16 protein-coding genes, 1 tRNA gene and 1 pseudogene are annotated in these 20433 nt (G+C 46.9%); 13 read left to right on the top strand and 5 right to left on the bottom strand.

Annotated features, from left to right (window positions below; all coding sequences use genetic code 11):
* Positions 1-18 precede the first annotated feature (18 nt).
* Positions 19-870 (bottom strand): AraC family transcriptional regulator, encoded by an 852-nt coding sequence (locus ACESLK_RS05980; protein WP_372663488.1) that lies wholly within the window; start codon positions 868-870, stop codon positions 19-21.
* 158 nt (positions 871-1028) lie between these two features.
* On the opposite strand from ACESLK_RS05980, the gene ACESLK_RS05985 reads away from it, so the two are divergent.
* Complete coding sequence (locus ACESLK_RS05985) at positions 1029-2102, top strand: Gfo/Idh/MocA family protein (protein WP_372663490.1); 1074 nt, start codon at positions 1029-1031, stop codon at positions 2100-2102.
* Between the two features lie 35 nt (positions 2103-2137).
* Positions 2138-3295, top strand: coding sequence for a Gfo/Idh/MocA family protein (locus ACESLK_RS05990; protein ID WP_372663492.1), 1158 nt, complete (start codon positions 2138-2140; stop codon positions 3293-3295).
* 137 nt (positions 3296-3432) lie between these two features.
* Here ACESLK_RS05990 and ACESLK_RS05995 read toward each other — a convergent pair whose 3' ends face one another.
* From ACESLK_RS05995 to ACESLK_RS06005, 3 genes are all read right to left on the bottom strand, one after another.
* On the bottom strand, positions 3433-4245 hold the full coding sequence (locus tag ACESLK_RS05995) for a GNAT family N-acetyltransferase (protein ID WP_372663494.1): 813 nt from the start codon (positions 4243-4245) through the stop codon (positions 3433-3435).
* Positions 4246-4390: 145 nt separating this feature from the next.
* Positions 4391-5239 carry a carbohydrate ABC transporter permease gene (locus ACESLK_RS06000; RefSeq protein ID WP_372663496.1) on the bottom strand — a complete coding sequence of 283 codons (849 nt, stop codon included), beginning with the start codon at positions 5237-5239 and terminating at the stop codon, positions 4391-4393.
* A complete protein-coding gene (locus ACESLK_RS06005; RefSeq protein ID WP_372663498.1) occupies positions 5239-6129 on the bottom strand; it encodes a carbohydrate ABC transporter permease in 891 nt (296 codons plus the stop codon). The genes ACESLK_RS06000 and ACESLK_RS06005 overlap by 1 nt, the downstream gene beginning before the upstream one ends.
* A gap of 176 nt (positions 6130-6305) precedes the next feature.
* Here ACESLK_RS06005 and ACESLK_RS06010 point away from each other — a divergent pair.
* From ACESLK_RS06010 to ACESLK_RS06030, 5 genes and pseudogenes are all read left to right on the top strand, one after another.
* Positions 6306-6353: pseudogene (locus tag ACESLK_RS06010) on the top strand (hypothetical protein); the annotation flags it as partial.
* Positions 6338-7411, top strand: coding sequence for an RNA-guided endonuclease InsQ/TnpB family protein (locus ACESLK_RS06015; protein ID WP_372663695.1), 1074 nt, complete (start codon positions 6338-6340; stop codon positions 7409-7411). The pseudogene ACESLK_RS06010 and the gene ACESLK_RS06015, both read left to right, overlap by 16 nt.
* A gap of 198 nt (positions 7412-7609) precedes the next feature.
* Positions 7610-9451 (top strand): sensor histidine kinase, encoded by a 1842-nt coding sequence (locus tag ACESLK_RS06020; RefSeq protein ID WP_372663500.1) that lies wholly within the window; start codon positions 7610-7612, stop codon positions 9449-9451.
* The gene (locus tag ACESLK_RS06025) at positions 9444-11081 is read left to right on the top strand and encodes a response regulator transcription factor (protein ID WP_372663502.1); all 1638 of its coding nucleotides are present in this window, start codon (positions 9444-9446) and stop codon (positions 11079-11081) included. The genes ACESLK_RS06020 and ACESLK_RS06025 overlap by 8 nt, the downstream gene beginning before the upstream one ends.
* 131 nt (positions 11082-11212) lie before the next feature.
* The gene (locus ACESLK_RS06030; RefSeq protein ID WP_372663504.1) at positions 11213-12532 is read left to right on the top strand and encodes an ABC transporter substrate-binding protein; all 1320 of its coding nucleotides are present in this window, start codon (positions 11213-11215) and stop codon (positions 12530-12532) included.
* A 245-nt stretch (positions 12533-12777) separates the two neighbouring features.
* Here ACESLK_RS06030 and ACESLK_RS06035 read toward each other — a convergent pair whose 3' ends face one another.
* Positions 12778-15261: a glycosyl hydrolase family 28 protein gene (locus tag ACESLK_RS06035; protein WP_372663506.1), complete on the bottom strand. Its 2484-nt coding sequence runs from the start codon at positions 15259-15261 to the stop codon at positions 12778-12780.
* 390 nt (positions 15262-15651) lie between these two features.
* Here ACESLK_RS06035 and ACESLK_RS06040 point away from each other — a divergent pair, with 390 nt between their 5' ends.
* The 6 genes from ACESLK_RS06040 to ACESLK_RS06065 all read left to right on the top strand — a co-directional run bounded on the left by ACESLK_RS06040 (position 15652) and on the right by ACESLK_RS06065 (position 20234).
* Complete coding sequence (locus tag ACESLK_RS06040) at positions 15652-16941, top strand: MFS transporter (protein ID WP_372663508.1); 1290 nt, start codon at positions 15652-15654, stop codon at positions 16939-16941.
* A complete protein-coding gene (locus tag ACESLK_RS06045) occupies positions 16928-17848 on the top strand; it encodes a polysaccharide deacetylase family protein (RefSeq protein ID WP_372663510.1) in 921 nt (306 codons plus the stop codon). The genes ACESLK_RS06040 and ACESLK_RS06045 overlap by 14 nt, the downstream gene beginning before the upstream one ends.
* A gap of 185 nt (positions 17849-18033) precedes the next feature.
* Positions 18034-19296, top strand: a complete 1263-nt coding sequence (locus ACESLK_RS06050) for a translocation protein TolB (protein WP_372663512.1) — start codon at positions 18034-18036, stop codon at positions 19294-19296.
* Positions 19297-19431: 135 nt separating this feature from the next.
* Positions 19432-19508 (top strand) — tRNA-Met (locus ACESLK_RS06055).
* A gap of 188 nt (positions 19509-19696) precedes the next feature.
* Positions 19697-19960, top strand: coding sequence for a DinB family protein (locus ACESLK_RS06060; RefSeq protein ID WP_372663514.1), 264 nt, complete (start codon positions 19697-19699; stop codon positions 19958-19960).
* 1 nt (position 19961) lies between these two features.
* A complete protein-coding gene (locus ACESLK_RS06065; RefSeq protein WP_372663516.1) occupies positions 19962-20234 on the top strand; it encodes a DUF1569 domain-containing protein in 273 nt (90 codons plus the stop codon).
* The last annotated feature ends 199 nt before the right edge of the window (positions 20235-20433 follow it).

The following is a 20433-nucleotide window of genomic DNA, read 5'->3' on the forward strand; positions in this document are numbered from 1 at the left end:
GACAGAGAAGTCAGCGACTCATCTTTTTTGAATATGCAGCCTGTATTGGTGTGGTGTACTGCCCATGTGCGCACGGAATACTTTGCAGAAGTATGAAGGGTTTGGGATTCCGACTCTAACACCGATTTCCGGAACGGTTAACATTGTCTGGATCAGATAGACGCATGCGTGCCTTATTCTTGTAGCTTTCGTATAATCGACGATAGTGGACCCAGTAGCTTGCTTAAATAAATGAGCGACATGATACGGGGACAAGTGGAGATCGTTAGCCAATTGATGCAGTTGAAAAGCTTCAGGATGGTGCAGTTCAATCCATTGCATAATTTCCTCGGCCCGATGATGATGCCTTCGTGAAAGCGAGGAAACATGATAATCGGGTTTTTTCCATAGCTGCTTTAGTTGACGCATAAAATCTAGCAGGAAAAAATCATTTTCCTCTTTCATTTCATGTGCGGACAGTTTGGCTTGAGCATCATTAAAATGCTTCATTATTGCGATGATCGGCTCGGACTCACGAATCTCATACAGGGGTCTGCCATCTGTCCGCTTATGAACCTCTTGAAAGAACCGCTCAAGTATCGGGAAGCTTCTCCAGTAAGGCATAAGTATGGCGGGGTCGAACATGATTACCGTACGGATGAAAGGAAGTCCTGGAGCGGTATCCATCTGTACGCGGTGGAGTTGAAAGGGTTGAAAGATCATTAAGGTATTCGGCTCTATGGAATATTGTTTACCCTCGATTATCAAATTTCCGGTTCCCTCATGCACGTAAGTAAATTCCATCTGGCGGTGCGCATGAAACACTTCAAAGAAGGGAAGATCTGACGATCTCCGATAATAAAACTCTAATGGATCGGCTGCCGTGCTCATGATCTTGAATCACCCCGCTTAAGGATAATGTTGAAACCGCTTTAAATACCGCAAGATTATTTTATTTTAGCACAATATTGATTCATAAAAAATGCTGTATTTGGTTTAACATGAGGGTATAAATCAGGATCATCCGAACACAGAGGAGATGCATGGAAATGTCTAAGCAAGATGGAATGAATTATGCCCCCGCAAGTAAGCCGAAGCCGGTTGTCCAACCTGGTGAATTTCGTTTTGCTGCCATCGCGCTCGACCACGGACACATTAATGGAATGTGTGAGGGATTGATTGGTGCGGGCGGAGAGCTTGTCAGCGTCTATGATCCCGACTCGGCTAAGCTCAGAGCATTTGTTGAACGGTTTCCTCAAGCAGTTCCGGCATCCTCCGAAGCAGAAATTTTGTCGGATCCCAGTATTCAAATGATCGCTTCTGCTGCGGTTACCTCGGAGAGGTGTGCGCTCGGACTACGCGTCATGGAGGCCGGCAAAGACTATTTTACGGACAAAGCTCCCTTTACTACGCTAGAACAGCTCGAGCAAGCCCGCAAGCAAGTAAACAAAACTGGCAAAAAATATATGGTTTACTACAGTGAAAGACTGCATACGGAGAGTGCGATATACGCCGGAGATTTGGTTGATCAAGGGGCAATCGGGCGAGTTGTGCAAGTGATTGGACTGGGGCCTCATCGTCTGAACGCGCAGCATAGGCCAGACTGGTTTTTCAAGAGGGAAAAGTATGGCGGAATTCTATGCGACATCGGGAGCCATCAAATCGAACAGTTCCTTACTTATTCCGGTGCCAAAGACGCGACGGTTGTCCATTCGCATATCGCCAATTATAACAATAAAAATTACCCGGAGCTGGAGGATTTCGGCGACGCTACGCTCGTTGGGGACAATGGTGCAACGTTCTATTTTCGGGTGGACTGGCTGTCTCCGAACGGTTTAAGCACATGGGGAGACGGACGTACGATTATTCTCGGTACGGAAGGGTATATCGAATTGAGAAAATATGTGGACATCGCTCGCGATACCACAGGACAGCACGTCTACCTGGTGAATGGGGACGGAGAGCAGCACTTTGCAGTGGAGGGGCAAATCGGATATCCTTTCTTCGGCCAATTGATCCTCGATTGCATTCACCGCACGGAGAACGCTATGACTCAGGAGCATGCGTTCAAAGCCGCCGAGCTTTGTTTGAAAGTGCAAAATCTTGCGGTTAGAGTCGAATAGACTGCTTACCCTACTTATTTTGGAGGTTTGATACTATGTTAAAAGTGGCCATTATCGGTGCAGGCGCCATCAGTACCGCGCATATTGAAGCTTACTTGCGGTTTCCAGAGCGCTGCGAAATCGTGGCGATTTCCGACATCTATGCGGATAAGGCACAGCACCGAATAGACCAATTCCAATTGACCGATGCGATAGCTTTCCAAGATTACAAGGACCTGTTGTCACTAGATATTGATTTGGTCTCGGTTTGCACGCCGCCCTATACCCATGCATCGATCGCCGTTGACTTTCTTAAGGCAGGAAAACATGTGATGGTCGAGAAGCCGATGGCTTCCTCCCTGCAGGAATGCGACGAAATGAACGAAGCAGCACGAAATAGCGGCAAAATTCTATCGGTTATCGCGCAGAATCGGTTCAGAACTCCGATGATGAAGCTGAAATCCGTCCTCGACAGCGGACTGATGGGGCCGATCGTTCATGCTCAGGTGGACTCCTACTGGTGGCGGGGGCATTGCTATTACGATCTGTGGTGGCGTGGAACTTGGGATAAGGAAGGCGGCGGGTGTACACTCAATCATGCGGTTCATCATATTGATGCGCTGTTATGGATGATGGGTCGTCCAAGTGAGCTGCAGGCTTTCATGGGCAACACATCACATGATAATGCGGAAGTCGAAGATATTTCGATTGCGATGCTTCGCTTCCCGCAAGGCGCCCTTGGGCAAATCACGAGCTCCGTTGTCCATCATGGCGAAGAGCAGCAGCTCATTTTTCAAGGAAAACAAGCTCGTGTCTCTGCTCCGTGGAAGCTCAAGGCGTCGAGTTCTCAGCCGAACGGTTTTCCCGTGGATAACGTGTTATTAGAGGAAGAAATCCGAAAGCTGTACGAAAGCTTGCCGGAGGTTAAACATGAGGGTCATGCGGGTCAAATTGATAATGTCCTAAATGCCATTGAAACGGGAGCGCCGGTACTTATCGACGGGCAGAGCGGCCGAAGTACGCTTGAACTTATTCTCGGTATCTACAAGTCCGCAAGCACCGGAGAGAAAGTAACTTTTCCTCTTACGTCGGACGACTCGTTCTACACACGCGAAGGAATTCAGTCGAATGCGACACACTTTTATGAGAAGAAAGTTTCGGTCGAGAACTTTCGGGATCTATCGATAACGACGGGAAGCAGCTTGAAAGGGTAATGGCGAGCAGCGTGCGGCTTTCCAAGCCCGGCAATAAACGGGTCCTCTGTTCTCCAATGAACAGGGGACTGTTTACGTGCCCCACCCCGTTCTTACCGCATTTAAGCGGATGTGGATTAAGGGTTGAGTTTGTATTTTTATTTTGAGAATTTAATATCTGCAATTTTTCCGCTCTCCACAAACCCAATGTTTTTATAAACCTTGTTAGAGTCGGGGTTCTTCATGTCGGCGTATAGCATCGGCTGCAACCCCTCTTTGTTTACAATGTCGCATAGTTTCGCGACAGCGGCACTAGCATACCCTTTCTTGCGATTCTCAGGCGGAGTGTAAACGGCGTTAATGCGAGCGTGTCGTGCAGAGCGGTGTGCGATATTTGCCATAGAAACAGGAGTGGAATCCGCAAATAGAAGATACAAGTTCTCTGTGCTAACCATATGTTTTGCATCGGAGAGTTGACTAGATGGTTCAACATATGTCCCGTAAGCGTCACAGGCAAAACCAGCACAAAATTGCGCAATAGTCTCAATATACTCGTTAGACGCTTTTATCAAAGTCGCACTGACTTTTACAGGCGGCTTTACACTTAGGCAAAAGTACGACTCCATTAGCATATCAGTGCGATATGACACATTGCGTGCAAGGGAATAAGCGCTTGCCAACTTCTCAATGAATTCAGGTTCTCCAGACAGTCCTGGCAACTCCACATCTTCCACTCGTTCGATCAGTTCTTTGATGAGATTTTGTGCTTCTGTGTCATCTACATTTTCGTCCACCCAAACCCAAGCGTTGTGACCAGGCGTTTGTGCGAAAATGAAGTTACCGTCCCTGCTTCTCAAACAAAAGTTGCGTTCATTACTGCTAATCAAGTGAATCAAATTGTACGGCACTTCTGAATGGGTAAAAGGATGTTGATGCAGCATTTCATCGTCGGGATAAAGTTTGATGAGCATACTTTCCTCCTGGTTCCGAATTTTCTAAATAATAACACGAAACTAGAGGTTTTGGTGGAATCATCCAATGACAAAAGAGGCGACAATTCCATCGCCTCTTTTTTGAATTAATTATGATTTTCGAGTCAATCTATATTTTTTAAGATTACCCTTTAACAGCACCGGCAACGACGCCTTTGACGATGAATTTCTGCAAGAGGATAAACACGACGATAGACGGGAGTACCGCCATAACCATAGCCGTCATCGCATACTGCCAATCCGATGTGTATTGGCCGACGAACGTATAAGCGGCAAGGGTCAATGTTTTCGTATCAGGCGATCCGTTGACCATAAGAAGCGGCAGCAAGAAGTCGTTCCAGATCCACATAACGTCGATGATGATAATTGTTGCGGTAACCGACTTGAGCAACGGGAAGATAACGCTGAAGAATAGCCGGAAGCCAGACGCTCCATCTATCGTTGCGCTTTCGTCGATCTCTTTGGGAATGCCCTTCACGAAGCCGTGATAGATGAACACAGCAAGCGGTGCTCCGAATCCCCAATACAGTACGCCGAGTCCCCATGTGCTGTTGGTTAGATGGATATCCTTGGCAAGTTTGAGCACAGTAAGCATGATCGATTGAAACGGTATAAGCATCGGCATGATACAGATGATATATAGGATAATGCTCAGTCTGCTTTTCGTTCTAGCTAGCTTGTACGCGGCGATGGATGAGACCAGGATAATCCCCGCAAGCCCGACCGAGGTTACGATAGTATTGTTCAGGAATAGCTTCGGGTAATTAATGAACTGCCAGACATACGAGTAGTTCTCGAAGGCAAGCTGTTTCGGCAAAGCGACAACATCGGTCATCACCTCGCTGAAGCTCTTCAGGGAGTTGTTGATGGCCAAGAACAGCGGATATAGAAACAGGATCGAGAACAAAACCATGACAACCTCAAGTACAAGACGACCGAATTTGAATTTGCTGTGAGATTGGACTGCTTTCATTAGGCTTCAACCTCCCTTCGTTTGAAGAGCGTTAATTGAATAATCGTAACGACTAATACAGCTACGAACAGAATAAGCGCTTTGGCTGTTCCATACCCATAGAGATTATTCTGGAAGGTGTCTCTATAAATATCGTATGCCAAGCTATAAGTGGTGCCGCCGGGTCCTCCGCCTGTCAGCGAGAGAATGACATCGAACACCTTAATTGAATTTGTCAAAGCCATGAATACTGATATGGTGATGGAAGGAGCCAGCAACGGTAACGTAATGCTAATGAATTTACGGAAAGGTCCGGCGCCGTCAACAGTTGCTGCTTCTTTCAAGTCTTCCGGTACGGACTGCAAGCCCGCAATGTAGATAACCAGGTAAAACCCGGTCGATTGCCAGATTGAAACCCCGAGTATCGATATAAACGCGAGACCGGGTTCCCCGAGCCAGCTGAGCTTGAAGATTCCCCATCCTGTACTGGCTCCGAGCGATTCAAAGCCCTGCATGAAAATAAACTTCCATATGAAGCCGACAATAACCAAGCTGAGAATGTAAGGAATGAAGAATGACGTTCTAAGCCATGTCGTGCTTTTCAGCTTCATATCCAGTATGACGGCAAGTCCAATGGCCAGTACGTTGACTAGAACAATATACAGAATCGCGTATTTAACGGTAAACCAAGCCGCACTGTTGAAATTGGCATCGCCCATGAATATTTGCTTGAAGTTATCCAGTCCGATGAAGGTCGGGGATTTAGCAATTCCGTTCCACTTGGTCAAGGAATAACGGATAGTCATGGCAAACGGAATATAGAACGCAACGGCGATACAAAGCAGCACCGGCAAGGTAAAAATGCCGAATTCCAGCTTCTCGCCCCATTTTCTCCCTAATCGTTTAATCATGTGAGCACCTCTTCTCGTCGTGGTTCGTGTAAGGATATATGGCTGCCGAACTAGACAAAACCCTTTTTCGGTTATAGATTGCGGCGTAAAACCCATCCCCTCTAGGGGTGGGAAATAAGCCGCCTTCTTTGAGAAAATTACAAACGTTTGTTCCCGTATCTGTGGTATACTTTTCCATGGGGGGTGAATCCATGCGACTGACCTTTAAATATCGACTGTATCCAACAAAGGAACAAAAGAACAAAAGAACCAAATCCAGTTTACACTTGAACGCTGCCGCCTACTCTATAATCGTTTGCTCGAAGAACGTATAGTGGCGTATAAGAGCAAAGGAAAAACGATTTCCTACTACGAGCAAGCGAACACGTTTAACGAACGTAAAAAGCACATTCCTGCGCTTAGGCAAGTTCATTCCCAAGTGCTGCAGGACGTTGCAAAGCGGCTTGATAAAGCGTATCAAGCATTCTTTCGCCGAGTCAAGCAGGGTAAGAAAGCTGGGTTCCCTCGATTTAAGCCACAACAGAGATATGACTCGTTTACCTATCCTCAAGGCGGATATGTTTTGCGTGGAAATAAAGTTCAGCTCTCGAAAATCGGTGCGGTTAAGATTAAGCTGCATCGTCAGATCGAAGGTACGGTGAAGACGTGTACCCTCAGTGTGAAGAATGGTTGCTACTACGTGTGCTTCTCCTGTGAAGTGGATGCAAAACCGCTAGCTCCAAACGATTCACAAGTGGGCATCGATCTTGGCATTAAGCATTTGGCAATTCCTTCTGATGGAGAACCTTTTGGTTCGCCTAAGCATCTCCACAAGAGCGAACGAAAGTTGAAGAAGCTGCAGAGAGCGGTATCCCGTAAAAAGAAAGGTTCCAACCGTCGAAAGAAGTCCGTAACTTACCTTGCCAAACTCCATGAACATATTGCAAATCAACGTAAAGACTATGCCCATAAAGTTAGCAGAACACTCGTCAATCAGTACGGCCTCATTGCTTTTGAGCAACTAAATGTGCACGGGATGGTTAAGAACCATCATCTTGCGAAAAGTATTGCAGATGCAGGATGGAGCCAGCTTGTGCAATTCACTTCATACAAGGCTGAAAGCGCCGGTAGAAGGGTTGTTCAAGTGGATCCGCGCAATACAAGCCAGATTTGCTCCAATTGTGGTGAGATCGTAAAGAAATCTCTTTCCGAACGCATCCATCGCTGTACCTGTGGTTATGTGGAGGATCGGGACGTAAACGCCGCAAGGAACATTTTGCAACGTGCCTTGCAAGTGTCGTAACGACAAACCAATTCCAGGCTCGGACGGAGCCTTCAGGGAGAGATTAGGATACGAGTCTCGATGATCTGAGAAGCTCATTGGCTTTTAGCCGTGAGAGTTGTCATATTGTTTATTATAAGACAGCCTTCCCAGTGCCAAAATGGATTTAAGAAAACACTTAGGGGTAAAAAGGTGAACGGAATGCCGTAAAGGAGAATTATGGATACTCTTATTAAACGAGCCGCAAAAGCTGTTATGTCGGTGTATGAACGCATCTCAAGGAGACTGGTGAACAAGCTTATTTTGCTTTTCACATCCATAGTTGTACTCGTAGTCGCATCGCTGACGGTTATCTCGTACCAGATGCTGCAGAAGGAGTCCGTCAACCACAACATCGAGAGTACCACGAACAATCTCCTGCTGGTCAATCAGAACATGGAGGACTATTTGGGGGGAATTGACCAATTATCCCTGCCCCAAACCTCGTATGACGAGTTCACAATTGCAGTCTTGAATGAAAATAAGGACTATGCTTCCCAGATGTTTTTGGAAGATTACTTGCGAACCCTTTATTTTTCGCGCCAAGATGTAGAGGCTATTTATCTATATCTGGTTGATCAGCGGAAGTATTATTCCATCACAAAGGAGAATTATAATATAACGGTTCGAAAAGGAGCAGCGCCTGCCATCCCAAGCATGCCATGGTATAAGCAGTCTCTAGAAAGCCCGTCCAACAGTGCTTTCCAGTCTTTTGTGAGTTCTTCGGAAGCTGAGATAGGATATCCCGTTGACACGAAGAATAGCTTCTTGGCCTATCACAGGATGTTTCGGTCAATCGTCTCCCGGAAGCCTCAAGCAGTTATCTCCTTCTACTTTAATTCGTCCGTTCAAGATGAAATCATGAAGGATATTCCGTTTAACGAGGGACAGCACATTATGATGCTTAGTCCGGATAATGAGCTGTTTTATACCGATGATCTTTCCTTTTATAGTCGTGTCCGGAATGACGGATTAATTGATAATATTAATCAAAGCGCGAATAATCGTTTAACTTGGGTAGATGGAGAGCAGAAATATCTTGTGATATATGACATAGCCGAGAAGAGCGGCTGGAAGCTAATCAAGCCGATTCCCTACAAACAAATTTATGAAGCGGCGACAACCAACCGGAATTTGAGCTATATGATTGGATTTATTTTTCTGATTCTGTCAGTCATTCTCGTGACTCTCATATCGAATGCCATTACGAAACCGCTGAAGAAATTGTCTCACCAGATGAGTCGATTCAGCGAGGGGGACTTTGATGCGGAAGCCCAAGTGAAGGGTCGAGATGAGATCGCCTACTTGTCCCGGCATTTCAATCAAATGGTGAGAGGCACCAATGACCTTATTAACGAACGCTACAAGATGAAGCTTGTGGAGAAGAACGCGATCCTGAAAGCTTTGGAAGCTGAGATCAATCCGCATTTCTTGTATAACGCGCTTCAGGCGATTTCCACCAAAGCCTTGAAGAACGACAGGTACGATATTGCAGAGATGATAGATGCGTTAGCCATGACGTTACGATACTGCATAAGCGGAAAAGATGTTGTGTATGCCAGAGAGGAATTAAAGCATATCGAACGATATCTTTCGTTGCAGAAAGCGCGCTTCGGCAGCAGACTTCAAGTGACCTACGATTGGGAGGACTCTTTGATGGAGCTGGAAATTCCGAAGCTGTCTGTTCAGACGCTAGTCGAGAATGCCATCAAGCATGCGCTAGAGAAGGTGTCCAGTACGGTGATCATTGCCATTGCGGCACGTCTAAGCGAGACTCATGCCATTATTTCCGTCTATGATAACGGCCCGGGTTTTACTCCGGAGAGGCTGGAGCATGTGAGGAATACGTTCAAGAGCGATTGGGAAGAGCGGGATCATGAGAGTGAGAGTATAGGATTGGTTAATTTGAACACTCGCTTAAAGCTGCTATATGGCGAAGATGCCGAGCTCCTCATTCGATCGGATCACAAAGGTACGGCAATGGAAATGTTGTTGCCCCTGGGAGTTGTCGCTTATGGTTAACGTACTAATTATTGACGATGAAGAGCCGCTTCGCGAAGCCATCCGAATATTGGGTGATTGGGAAGCTCTAGGCGTAGAGCAAGTGCTAGAAGCAACGGATGGGAAAATGGGTCTAGAAATGCTGAAGGAACATAGGATTGATCTGGCTATCGTCGACATGAAGATGCCGGAGCTAAGCGGCATGGAGCTTCTGCAAATGATAGAACGCGATTATCCCGATCTATTAACAATTGTAATTAGCGGATATGACGATTTTGAATATACCCGCCAAGCGATTCACTCCAAGGTAGTCGATTATTTATTGAAACCGATTAATCGACACGATCTGAATCAAGCGCTGCTCAAAGCTGTTAATGTGCTGGATGCCAAGCGTAAGAAAGAAAGCGAATTTATTAACCAGAACATTACGCTTAATATGTCGCTCCCGAAGCTGAAAGAAAAAATTTACGTTTCCATTATCGAACGAAGCTTCAAGAATCAGACGAATGAAGCTTTTTTGCCTTTAATTGGAGCGGATGAGCCTGGCAACCGGTTCACAGTGTCAGTCTTAAGAATACTCAATTTGGATCAGATCAGGAATAGTCGGTTTCATGAGGATGTAGACTTGCTCCATTTTGCAGTGACGAATGTCGTTAACGAAATAGCGGGTGATAAGTTCCAGTGCTTCAGCTTTGCGAATCCGAAGCAGGAGCGGGAAATTACAGCAATTATTACAATGAAGGGCGGATATCGGGAGGACATGATTTTCCGAACTATCCACCGAATGAAGAAGGTTGCAACGACTCTGCAGGAGCTGTTCGGTCTCGTGGCGGTAGCTGGGATCGGAGAACCGTATAATGATGTAATGGAGATCGCTTCATCCTATGAATTGGCGAAATCCTCTATTATCAGCACCGATCTGCTAAGGCTGAATGGCGCGATGGTTGCCAGCGATTCCAATCAAGTCTCGATGAGGGACAATTATTCTCTATCCAGCAGAATTCCGCTAATAAGAGGTGCGATAGAAAGTGGAAATTTGCATCACGCGAGAAGTATCATGGGCGAGTTCGTGAATAAATGGAGGTCTGTGGAGGGCTGCAGCTTAGGTGAAGCCGACCGTACACTCCAAGAGCTCGTGATTTTGCTGAATGATATGGCGCTGGAATTAAACGTTGCTCCCGAACGATTGCCGAAGAGCGGAAACTCTGCTCTTAGAGAAATTGGAATATCGACCGATTTTGCGACCTTTGACCAGTTTGTAACATTACTGAATCGGATTTTGGATTACTATGGCGGAGAAGTTCGTTATGCACTCACGGCGAATCGGCCCTTTGAGGTAGGGGACATCAAGCTTTATATTGATAATCATTACTTCGAGGATATTAAAATATCGATGTTCACGGACAAGTATTATTTGAGCCGGGAATATCTGATGAAGCTATTCAAGCAACAATTCGGATACGGAATTCACGAATACGTGCAGATGGTAAGAATGAATAAGGCCAAGGAGCTTCTGGACGATCCGAGCTTGAAGATTCAGGATATTGCCGAGAGGCTCGGGTATAAGGATAAAAATTATTTCAGCAAAGCCTTCCGGAATTATTATTCCGTATCTCCGTCGGAATACCGGGATAGCCGCTCGAAGGGATAAAAAGTGAACTAAGCACAACCCTTCACTTTTTTACCCTTAACTATTCACTAATGTGCATTCTTATCCTCTTTCCTTTTCTTTAGAATAAGCAACGTAGATGATAATTCAAACAGGGAAACGGGGGCATTACCATGATCAAAAGATTTAGCGCACTATCGATCAGCCTTATGCTGATCATTGGAATACTGGCGGCTTGCGGCGGCAACAACAATAATGGGGCTGACACAGGAACTGCAACAGAGACCGGAGCTGCAGAGGGTGATTCTGCGCAAGCGGTCACGATCAATATGTTCACTGCCTCTCCGGAATACACCGATGCGTTTAACGCTTATATTCAAGAGTACAAGAAGGTTAAACCGAATGTAACCATTAACCTGGAAATCATGCAGGCCGATTACAACACGGTTCTCAAATCGAGAATCGCGGCAGGAAGCACGCCCGATGTATTCCAAACAACTGCAGGCGGAGACATTGACACGTACGCTGAGTATAGTGCGGACCTGACGAATGAGCCGCTTGCAGCAGCGATGACCGATGCCGTTCGTTCTAATATGAGCTCCACTGACGGCAAGGTGCTTGGACTTCCCGTTAAAGGAAACCTTTTCGTTATGATGTACAATAAGAAGCTGTTAGCTGACGCCGGTATTACGGCGGTGCCGAAGACGACGGCCGAGCTGACGGATGCGATCGCGAAGCTTGAAGCTAAAGGTATCACGCCATTCGCGAACGCCTACAAAGAGTGGTGGGTGTGGAAGCATATCGCACAGCATTTCGTTGATGCGGCTGCCCAAGATGCCAATATAAGCGCCAAAGAGCTCGTCGGTCAATTCATCGCCGGCAAGACAACGTTCAAAGATCATCCTGCATTGGATACTAACTTCTTTAACTTCATTGATCAGACAGTAAAATACGGAACCGATAAGCCTCTTGAGCGCGATAGCAATGCTCAAGTGAGCGATTTCGCTACAGGCAAAGCCGCATTCATGACCGGTAAAGGTGCTTGGGATGAAGAAGCGATCAAGAAAATCAACCCGGATTTCGAGCTTGGCATTATGGGATATCCGGTAAGCGACAAAGCTGAACAATCGCTCATTATCACAGGTGCGGACCAAGCGCTGCGGATTAATAAGGATTCCAAAGTAGCGAAAGAAACGATTGAATTCTTCAACTGGCTGTATACATCCGAGTATGGTAAGAACTGGTTCTCCAGCGTAGCGAAGGTTATTCCTCCGATCAAGGATGCTCCGCTTCCAGATCTGGATATGCCGAAACAAATGGAAGAAATCCTAAAGACTGAAAAATCCGGCGACCTGTCGGTTAACTACTCCTTGGATACGTTCCACCAGAAATTTGGAGAGTTAATGCAAGCTTACATTGGCGGCAGCAAATCGAAGGATCAAGCGATCGAGGAAATTCAGAAAGCATGGATTCAATTCGGTTCTGCGCAATAAGGCGTCAAATAATAGGGCTGTTCCTTTTCGGGATACGTGACACACACGTGAATGCGGGATGGCGGGGATGAGATAACGGGATATTTTCTCTTTTCGACGGTATCCCCTTCGTTCAGGTTTAGGTAGAGATTAGTTTCCTGATCGAAGGGGATACCGTCATAAAGAGTGGGAATAGGTGTTTGTAAAGCTGCTTCCTAACCCAAATAACCGCTGAGCATCGCTCAGCGGTTATTCGTGTTCCTGTACTATTTTCTAATTAATATAAAATCATCCATAGCTGCCCAGTTGTTAGCATTCGCGTCAGACCAAATCCCAAGTTCAATTTGCCCGTTAGTAACCGGAATGTTATCGATGGTATATAACGTCCAGCTAGGAACGGATGCAGAACCTACAGTGGCTTGCAGCTCTGTTGAGCTTCCATAATTTTTGGCATACAAATGTAATGCATTCTGCCCGCCGGTTGATCTAAACCACACCGATAGCTTGTAGGTTCCATTCGGCACCGATAGCACCTGGTGTGTTTTCTGCTTATAAGCCGTTGAATATTCATGGGCTAACTTCCAATTCCCTGAATGCGTACCTCCCCATTCAACGGTTTGCGCGCCTCCCACGTTATTCCATTCGGACCATCCCGAAGTATTCCCTGTTTCAAAACCGGGATTGTTCACGTAATTGCGGCTTAACACAAAATCATCAAATGCAGCCCAGTTATTCACGTTGGCATCCGACCATACCCCGATTTCAACTTGCCCGTTTGTAACCGGTATGTTCGGAATAATAAATTCGGTCCAGGATGAGTAGGCAGTGGAGCCTACGACGGCTTGCAGTTCTGTTGTACTGCCATAATTTTTGGCATATAAGTGCAGGGCGTTCTGTCCGCCAGTCGATCTTACCCATACAGATAATGTATAATTACCATTCGGCACACTTCGCACTTGAGATGTTTTTGATTTATAGGCTACTGAATTTTCATGGGCCAGCTTCCAATTCCCTGAATGTGTACCTCCCCACTCGATCTGATAGGAGGTTCCTGCGTTGGACCACTGCGACCAACCCGAAGAGTCCCCTGTTTCAAACCCAGGATTGGCAGCCAGATTCGCGGGTTCAACCGGCTCTGCAGTTTGCACGGGCAAGATCGTTACAGGAGTATGATAAGCCCGATCCGTAATATTCATCTCATACAGGTTCGTCGCTGGAGTAGAGCTAGCCGGCATGACGATGTTATCGAAGATAATATTGCTGATCATCGTAGTGTCACTGTGCCCTTTCAACTTGCCTGCAGTTGTCCCTTGGTTGCGGACTCTGATGTTCTTCACATTCAAGCCGTTGACCGGACCTCCACCCCAGCCGTCTCCATTCTGAACATAGAATAATGCCCATGTGCGGTTTTTGTCGTTTTCAGTGCTTACTCTTTCAATATCAATATTATCAAAGGTGACATTCGTCAGTGTACCTGTACCCCACTTGTGGTGAATCCCGATCCCTATTGAAGAATCATAGACCACACTGTTCTTGAAGGTGATGTCGCTCTGATTCTGACGCATACCCTGACCAACCTTGTACCCGTAGCAATATGTCCATGATATCAGGTCATCAAAGACCACGTTCTGAACCACCTCGGGACTTCCAGGCCAATCACGGCTAATATCGGTCGCTTGGTCCCATGTTTTGGTCGTATATGGATCATCTAATCCAATCCCGATGCCATGCTGTACCCATACATTCTGAGATTCGTTTACGTCAATACCATCGTTCTCACCCATATCAAAGCGGTTGAATATCTTCATATTCTTGAAAGTTAAATCGTTAGACCTCGCGGGTGTCACAGCCCAAGAGCCAGATTCCCGGATTAAAGGCCCGTCGAAGGTGAAGTTCGTAGTGGCCATTGGAACGATAATGTTGCTGGCGAAATTGTTAGTTTCCACCGCATATTTCCCGTTCCCGTCAATGGTGCCGCGGCCATAAATCTTCACATTATTCGCACCGGTCTGTGTATAGATCCACCAGGTGACATCTCGATTCTGTGAATCCTTATGCCAATGGACCGTGTAGTCGGACTTTACGCCAGTGAATCTGAGCACAGAGCCTCCCTGCAGATAAAGGGCTACATCGCTCTTCAGCTCCAGATTGCCTACCTTATAAACGCCTGTCGGTACGTAGACAATGCCTTGTCCACCAGCATAGTTAGCGGCATCGTTAATCGCATTCTGGAATGCGGTTGTATTCATATTCGTCCCCGAGCTATCGGCATTATAGGGAGCGCTCGTCACGTTATAAATCCCGGTGCCTGATGAAGATGGAGCTCCAACCTCTCCCGGATCAGCTGCAATGACTAACGCGCGCAAACCAGGGATTTTCACTATTAGATATTCATCATTCTGAATCGTGAAGGTCAGCTTGTTTCCGCTTATCGAACCCGATATATTCAATTTCTGAGGGGTGATGGAGTACGAGCTGATGCTCGATAGTCCCAGCGCCGTTACTTCAATGGTCGTCGTTCCGGCCGACATGGAAAAATGGGCATAATCATATTCGTTGGTATACCCTATAACCGGAATGGTGGTTCCGTTCGCCTTTAAAGAGAATACTGACGAGCTAGGGTAAATTGAAGGCTTGGCATACGGTGCAATGGTGTTGGCGCTGGCATGCTCCGGAGGCAGAATCAGCATTCCGGAAAATAATAGCGTGACAATCATCATCACATGGAGCAGCTTTTTTCTTGTTAACATAAGACACTCTCCTTAAATAATTTTACTTGAATGTGAAAATCATGTGCTTCTTATTCCGTAAAAGCGCTTTCAAATATTGCTGTATTCCCCTCACTAATGAAGGAGAGAAAGGTTCTGCACGCTCATTTTATGTTACTTCGAAACATGACACAATGCGGTAAGTTAAAGATAAAGGGCAGAAATTCGCACAAAAGCGAAAAGAAGAGGAGCAGGATCCATCATAGAATCCCACTGCTTCAAATTCCTTCCTAGCAATGAAGTCGTCTTATTTAATGTTGCTTCAGCATAAAACTTAGGAGGTAGATTAATGGCTGCTGCAGCTTTGCAGGGGGATGAATCAAGATGGCGAATAACTACAAATGAAAGCGGTATCTAATTGGAGGTCGTCAAATGAGAAATAAGCTTCAGAACACTCCCATGATGTATGCGTTCGGGATGCTGGCAATGATGATACCCAGTCAGGCGTTCAGCGCTTTCTACATCTATTTCTACTCGGATAAGCTCGGACTTGAGATTGCGCTTGTGACGCTTGCACGGACGATCTTCCTCATTTGGGATGCGGTTAATCAACCGTTGTTTGGTTACTTCTCCGATCGAACGAATACGAGATACGGGCGCAGACGGCCGTGGATCTACGGAGCGATACCGCTCTTTATGCTGACGTTTATAATGGTTTTCTCCCCGCCAGAAGGTATTTCGGATTACGGTTTATTCACTTGGTTTCTCATAGCCCTCATCTTATACGAGGCAGCAGCGACGATAATCTGGGTCAATTATGGTGCGCTGTTCCCGGAGCTATTCCGAGGAGATCGCCAGCGTGCTAAAGCTTCGACCGTTCAACAAGGCTATCAAATCGTTGCACTCTTAATCGGCACTGCGGTGACGCCAATTCTGTTCAATGCAATGGGCTTTAGCAATATGTCCATCCTCTATGCGCTGCTCTTTGCCGTGCTCATGCTAATCTTCCTGCGCTCCATTAAGGAGGACGCGGAGGCGCTAAAGTCACCACAGCTGGGGTTCAAGGCCGCATTCCGCGAGACCCTTAAGAACCGTACCTTCTGGGTGTTTAACATCGCCAATTCCTTTGCCCAAACCGTCAATGGTTTGCTGAGCTCTACTATCCCTTTTTACGCCAAATATGTACTCAAGATCCCCGACGCACAGGTGTCTATTCTGCTGGCATCCATCTTCGTTTCGGTCATTCCGCTTGTGTTCGTGTGGTATTGGTTAATCCGGAGAATGGATCCATTAAAAGGCTGGCGACTGTCCCTAATCGCTTACGCTCTGTCAATCATCCCGCTATGGTTCGGCAGCAGTCTCTTAACCGGCGTTGCTGCAGGTGTGCTGGTCGGCTTCGGATTAGCGGGATTCCTAGTTACACCGCCGATCGTTACCGGCATTATTATTGACGAGGATTTCGTAAAAACAGGCAGCAGGCGCGAAGGAATCTACACGGCCGTGGCAGGATTCATTACGCGTTCAAGCGGTCTGATCTCCGCGCTCGCGTTCTTTGTTGTTGGAATTATCTTCGGTTATGAGAGCGGAGAGAAGCCGGGCCCGAACCCGGAGGCGACCTTCCGATATTTGATCAGTGTTGTTCCGCTGGGTCTCCTTCTTATTTCATACCTTATATCGTTATTCGTGAAAATAGAGAGGACCCCTCAGGATGAGAAACACTAAGAAGCTCATCATCAATTGCGACGATTTCGGACAAAGTCCGGCGATGAATAAAGCCATAATGCATCTGCTCGAGGAGTGCAAGGTATCGTCGGCAACGATCATGGCGCCGGCCCCCGGGTTCGAGGAAGCGGCAGAGTGGTGCAAACGCCGGGAGCAATCCAACATTGGCTTACACCTGACTCTTACAAGCGAATTCGATGCCTTGCGGTTTCCGAGTCTGACGGGTCATGCTTCGCTTCATGAGGAGAGCGGGAATATGCACAAGACGGTCGAGGAATTTGAGCGACGCGCGAATACTGGGGCAGTCATTCAGGAGATGCAGGCGCAATTCGATGCAGTTCGCAAATTCGGTATCCCGGTCACACATGCGGATAATCACATGGGCAGTCTGTACGGCATGGCAACGGGACGGAGTCATATCCCGCAAGTGCTGCGCAAATGCGCCAAATGGCACCTGCCCTTCCGGTTGTTCCGGAAGGTACATCCGGACGATCCGCTGCTTTGCACTATTCCCGGAGTAGAGCGGATCGTTGCCAAAGCTTCCTCTCTAGCTGGCGTAATGGGGGTCGCCGTTCCCGACTATTTGTTATCCCATCCCTTTGGGGTTAATGAAGGCGAGACATACGCGTTGTTCAAGCAAATGCTAATAAAGAAAATCTATAACCTGCCGGACGGAATTAGCGAAACTTATATTCATCCGGCGGTGGATGACTCAGATTTGCGAAGCCGAGTCCCTCATTGGGAGAAGAGAGTGTGGGAATACAAACTGATGTTGGACGATGACTTCGCATACGCCATCAAGGATGCAGGCGTCGAGCTCACGGATTACAGCTATATTCAGAAGTATGGGAGAGTGTCGAGAGTCCGCTCCGCATGGTCATTGGCTAAGGAGCTGCTAAGGAAATAAACTGACTATAATAAAAAAATGTGTGTAGAAGTTTGTCTGACCTGACTGCGAGCCTTTAGGGGTTTGCGGTTTTTTTGTGTATGCTGGTGAAAAAATGAATGAATTTCCCAAGTAAAGGAAACCGTAAAACGGTTCAAGAGTAATCGCGATTGCAGATAAATAGGGATCAGAGGGGGCCGACTCAATTGGGAGTGTTAAGAAACTGTATTTTCGTAATGGTTACAGCTCTGCTAATAACAGGGAATGCAACTGCCTATGCTGAACCATCCGTGGATACCCTCAAAGCCGCTTTCGTGCGCAATGGGGATCTGTGGTTAAAGGTAGGCAGCATTGAGCATCAATTAACCAAAGGGGAATTCATTCGGAGTCCAAAGTGGTCTTATGATGGGCAGTGGATTGCTTATACGAAAGGGAAGGAGGAGCAGGAATTATGGCTGTGGCATGTACCATCGGAGCAGAGCCAGCTCGTTAGTCCCATACGCGAAGAGAGTTACGAGTGGGCTCCCCGTAAGAACAAGCTCGCATTCCTCCTCGATCAGAAGCTTATCTTTGTCGAACCCGAGAAACCGACAAGGCGAGTAGATGTCGCGAGCGGGATTGGCAATTACTCCTGGCTGCCCGACGGCAGCGGATTTCTAGCATCGACCCAGTCTATTCTTCTGCCTGATGGGTGGACACCGATTCGTATTCTCTCTATTCCGCTGCTTAAGGTAGGTGATCCTAGCCAAATCCGTACGCTATATGTACTTCCTAAGCCGTCAGAGGAATTCTTTGCGGTGACCACAAGTATATTCAAGTGGTCCGCTACCGGACATTGGATTGCTTTTCTGGCGAACCCAACCGCATCCTTATCAGCCGACAGCAACATATTGTGCGTTTTGTCAGCTGAGGGTACCAGCTTCAAGCAGCTAGATTTGATGGCCAATAATAGTCAGTGGTTTAATTGGTCCGATATGGGAGACCTATTAGCGTATATCGGCGGCGTCGGGAGGGAAGCGACAAGCAACAAAAAGCTAAAGTTGGCGGATATCCCCACGGGGAAATTAGTCACCTACACACCTGCCGGCTATGTCGATCAGAGCTTTACATGGCATGGACCTCGCCGTCTTGTTGCTTCAAGAGCTGCCGAGTCAGCCAGTCGTCCATTTCCTTCCTTGGTCGAGGTGAAGCTGGGGAGATTGCAGGCTAAGCCATTAACGGATGAATCCAACACCTATGGCGACTTCAATCCGATTTCTCTTCCCTCACGGCTGCTGGCATGGGTCCGTTCAGATCGAATAAAAGCGGATGCAATCGTAGCTGGTTCTTCCGGTAAGAACCCTGTTGTATTCATCCCCGGCATCGACTTGGGAGCCAATTTCTACGAGCAGTGGAGATGGAGCGACGTGCTTAGCTTCTACACGGGAGAAAGGCATAGCAAAAAATCCAGCAATATGAATATGGGATGAAGCCTGAATGTTTGAAGCAATGGCGGCAGGTATTTCCATAAAAAATGTTCTCGGAAAAGCTTGCATGTCGGCGGGGTTTGCTATAGTATAAGAACTCCGGCCGGCGTTAATCATCACAGTGCTCGGTTATACTTTCGCGGGGTGGAGCAGCCCGGTAGCTCGTCGGGCTCATAACCCGAAGGCCGCAGGTTCAAATCCTGCCCCCGCAACCAACTTACAATTTAAGCACGGCACATATTTAAGAAATACCTTCAATCCACGTTCAATGGTTTGAAGGTATTTTTGCATTCTAAGGATATGGATATAATTTCTTCTGAATGGCGTAACCGCTACTGACATACTGTTGTCAGTAGCGGTTTTGTATAGTTAAATTAAATCAAAGAAAGGTTAGGTGGCAGCCATGAATACGAAAGAGAGCTTAAGTCAGCTGGAAGAAACGGTAGCCTACTACTTAGAGCAATTGAAGGGTATTAGCGAGGAACAGCTAACGCGCCAGCCCAGCGAGGAGCAATGGTCGATTGGTCAATTATATGTGCATCTGATTAATGCAACGCATTTCATGAGCCTTCGGAACATTGGTTTATGCCAAGAAGGAAATCCCGAATCCATCGTTGTTGGCGGGGTTAAATCGGAAGCGGGTGAGGCATTACGGGGGCTTTCCTGACGTGAAAGTCCATGTTCCCCCATCCCCACAATATACGCCGAAGCAACCGACCAGCACGGAGGAATTGTCTCAAGGTTTTCTCAATATCGTTGAGCGGATGAAGGCAATCGAGCCTGCACTTGACGGAATCCCCGCTGAAAATAGCGCGCCTCACCCCCGAATGGGAGCTTTCAACGCTAAGGAATGGTTTTGTATAGTCGAGATGCACTTTCGCCACCATCTGAAGCAGTTAAGGAGCTTGCAGCAATTTATTAATCAGGAGGCTGCCTCTTAGGAGACGGTCTTTTCTTTGCATGGGAGTCTAATTAGCCTCTGGACGGTGGGAAGTGGTAAAAATAACTGTGTTTCTACATTTATTTTCTTGGGGAAGCCTGTTTATGGTTGCATTAGAGGCAAATGTACATCTTTTTTGACCAGAATGTGCTGAAACGGACTATCAGCGTCGAATTAGATGTACATATGGAACTATTTCC

The sequence above is a fragment of the Cohnella sp. genome, from assembly GCF_041640265.1.
GTDB lineage: Bacteria > Bacillota > Bacilli > Paenibacillales > Paenibacillaceae > Cohnella.

What these genes read in the sequence shown, in the direction of transcription:
- ACESLK_RS05980 (WP_372663488.1), bottom strand. Translation starts at nt 870, where the DNA reads ATGAGCACGGCAGCCGATCCATTAGAGTTTTATTATCGGAGATCGTCA.
- ACESLK_RS05985 (WP_372663490.1), top strand. Translation starts at nt 1,029, where the DNA reads ATGTCTAAGCAAGATGGAATGAATTATGCCCCCGCAAGTAAGCCGAAG.
- ACESLK_RS05990 (WP_372663492.1), top strand. Translation starts at nt 2,138, where the DNA reads ATGTTAAAAGTGGCCATTATCGGTGCAGGCGCCATCAGTACCGCGCAT.
- ACESLK_RS05995 (WP_372663494.1), bottom strand. Translation starts at nt 4,245, where the DNA reads ATGCTCATCAAACTTTATCCCGACGATGAAATGCTGCATCAACATCCT.
- ACESLK_RS06000 (WP_372663496.1), bottom strand. Translation starts at nt 5,239, where the DNA reads ATGAAAGCAGTCCAATCTCACAGCAAATTCAAATTCGGTCGTCTTGTA.
- ACESLK_RS06005 (WP_372663498.1), bottom strand. Translation starts at nt 6,129, where the DNA reads ATGATTAAACGATTAGGGAGAAAATGGGGCGAGAAGCTGGAATTCGGC.
- ACESLK_RS06020 (WP_372663500.1), top strand. Translation starts at nt 7,610, where the DNA reads ATGGATACTCTTATTAAACGAGCCGCAAAAGCTGTTATGTCGGTGTAT.
- ACESLK_RS06025 (WP_372663502.1), top strand. Translation starts at nt 9,444, where the DNA reads ATGGTTAACGTACTAATTATTGACGATGAAGAGCCGCTTCGCGAAGCC.
- ACESLK_RS06030 (WP_372663504.1), top strand. Translation starts at nt 11,213, where the DNA reads ATGATCAAAAGATTTAGCGCACTATCGATCAGCCTTATGCTGATCATT.
- ACESLK_RS06035 (WP_372663506.1), bottom strand. Translation starts at nt 15,261, where the DNA reads ATGTTAACAAGAAAAAAGCTGCTCCATGTGATGATGATTGTCACGCTA.
- ACESLK_RS06040 (WP_372663508.1), top strand. Translation starts at nt 15,652, where the DNA reads ATGAGAAATAAGCTTCAGAACACTCCCATGATGTATGCGTTCGGGATG.
- ACESLK_RS06045 (WP_372663510.1), top strand. Translation starts at nt 16,928, where the DNA reads ATGAGAAACACTAAGAAGCTCATCATCAATTGCGACGATTTCGGACAA.
- ACESLK_RS06060 (WP_372663514.1), top strand. Translation starts at nt 19,697, where the DNA reads ATGAATACGAAAGAGAGCTTAAGTCAGCTGGAAGAAACGGTAGCCTAC.